This window comes from Acidovorax sp. HMWF029 (assembly GCF_003060895.1).
In the GTDB taxonomy this organism is placed as follows: domain Bacteria; phylum Pseudomonadota; class Gammaproteobacteria; order Burkholderiales; family Burkholderiaceae_C; genus Acidovorax.
Genome location: NZ_QAIH01000110.1, coordinates 1 through 1,818, shown reverse-complemented (window position 1 = coordinate 1,818; position 1,818 = coordinate 1). Strand labels below are relative to the sequence as shown.

General features: G+C 68.2%; 2 protein-coding genes. One reads left to right on the top strand and one right to left on the bottom strand.

Annotation, left to right across the window (positions count from 1 at the left end):
* On the top strand, positions 1–1,128 hold a 1,128-nt coding region (locus DBR12_RS07405), incomplete at its 5' end, for a helix-turn-helix transcriptional regulator (RefSeq protein WP_369861405.1).
* 40 nt (positions 1,129–1,168) lie between these two features.
* Here the strand turns inward: DBR12_RS07405 and DBR12_RS07400 are convergent.
* Complete coding sequence (locus DBR12_RS07400) at positions 1,169–1,699, bottom strand: Rrf2 family transcriptional regulator (RefSeq protein WP_108616668.1); 531 nt, start codon at positions 1,697–1,699, stop codon at positions 1,169–1,171.
* Between the last annotated feature and the right edge of the window lie 119 nt (positions 1,700–1,818).

Sequence of the window (1,818 nt, the reverse complement as noted above, 5' to 3'; positions counted from 1 at the left end):
GCGTTTTACCCGCCTGCCGGTACGCAGTACGGATGTGCTGCAGGCCCTGGGCGCGCGGGGCTGAACCGGGCTGCGCAACGGCACAATCCGCCAATGCAAGACTTTGCCAGCGCCGCCATGGTCCGCCTGCTGGTGCGCGCCATGGCCGCGCACGGGCTGGTGCCGCCACCGCCCCCACCGGGTGCCGACGGGCTGGCCGCCAGCCATGTGCCCCTGGCCTACAAACGCAGCGTGGTCGAAGCCGTGCTGCAACAGGGGGGGCTGGGCACTCTGGTGCAGCTGGCGCAGCGGGTGGACCTGCTGGCGGGCGACCCGGTGCACCGCGCGCTGCTGGGGGCAGGTAGCCTGCCAGAGCTGCTGACGCGCTGGCAGCGGCTGGAGCGGTATGTGCATTCGCGCCACCAGGTCAGCGTCACCGCCAGCGCCCCGGGCACGCTGGCACTGCGCCACCACGCGCGCCCCGGTGCGCAGGAAGAACCCCACCCCACCGAAAGCCTGGCTGTGCTGGGTGTGCTGGTGGGTGCCAGCCAGGCCCTGGGCGTGCGCGGGTTGCGGGTGGAGATCGGCGCCCCCCAAGCCGCAGGCCACCGCGAGAACCTGCGGATGGAAGCCCCTGTCGCCACCCCGGCAGAACTGCACGCCCAACTGACACCGCTGGCCGCACGCAGGTTGCTAGGCCATTGGACCTTGCACTGGGAGCATCACGACAGCAAGGCGCGCACCACCCCCACCTTGCAGCCCCAGCCCGCCACCCACCTGTGCGACGCCCTGCCCTGGCCGCCGCTGGCGCACCAGCTGGCGCGCCATGTGCTGCAGGACCCGGCAGCGCAGCACACGGTGGATGCACTGGCTAGGCACACCGGCCTGGCCCGCCGCAGCCTGCAGCGGGTGCTGACCGAACACGGTCTGAGCTGCCGCCACATCGTGACCGAGACACGCGCGCGGGTGGCGGCGCAGTGGCTTCTGGAGAGCCCGCATGGCCTGGCAGAAATCGGGTTTGCGTGCGGTTTTTCCGACCAGCCCCACTTCACACGCGAGTTCGCGCGCCATGTGGGCCTGACCCCGGCCCGCTACCGGCAGGCGTTTGCAGGTGAAGGCATGCCGGGGCCGCAACAACTATCAATTTGATAGCTAAAAGTCGAGACCCATCGCGCGGAGGGCGCCATTTCTATTCAATATAATCGGCTTTGGACGGCAGCCCGGCCACGGGGGCACGCCTGCGCGCGGCACCGCCGTTCTGTGGCAATGCCACGGCGGGCAGCAGGGCGCGTGCGGCCGCCCCACCCGCAGCGGCCGGTGCCATCAGGTCAGCCAGCGTCACGCTGTCCAGCACCGCCAGATAGGCCTGCATGGCCTGCAACAACACGCCCTTGAGGCGGCAGTGGTTGCTCAGGCGGCACTGGTTGGTGCCGGGGTCAAAACATTCCACCAGGTTGAAGTCGGTCTCGGTGGCGCGCACCACGGCGCCGATGTTGATGGCCGACGCCGGCACCATCAGCCGCATGCCACCGCCCCGCCCGCGCGTGGTCTCCAGCAGCCCCTGGGCGGCCAGCTGCTGCACGATTTTCATCAGGTGGCTGCGCGAGATGCCGTAGCCCTCGGCCACCTCGGTGATCGTCACCGGCTGCTCGCGGCCTTCGGTGGCTGCGCAGTACATGAGCACGCGCAGTGTGTAGTCGGTCCATTGGGTCAGGCGCATGGGTTTTGCCGCAGGTCAATTCAAAGAGGTATGCAGGACGAATTTTATTGAATAAAATATTCAAACGAAATGAATCTTTAAAAGGACCCGCCATGAACGCTCGCGTTGACCACCTGGAT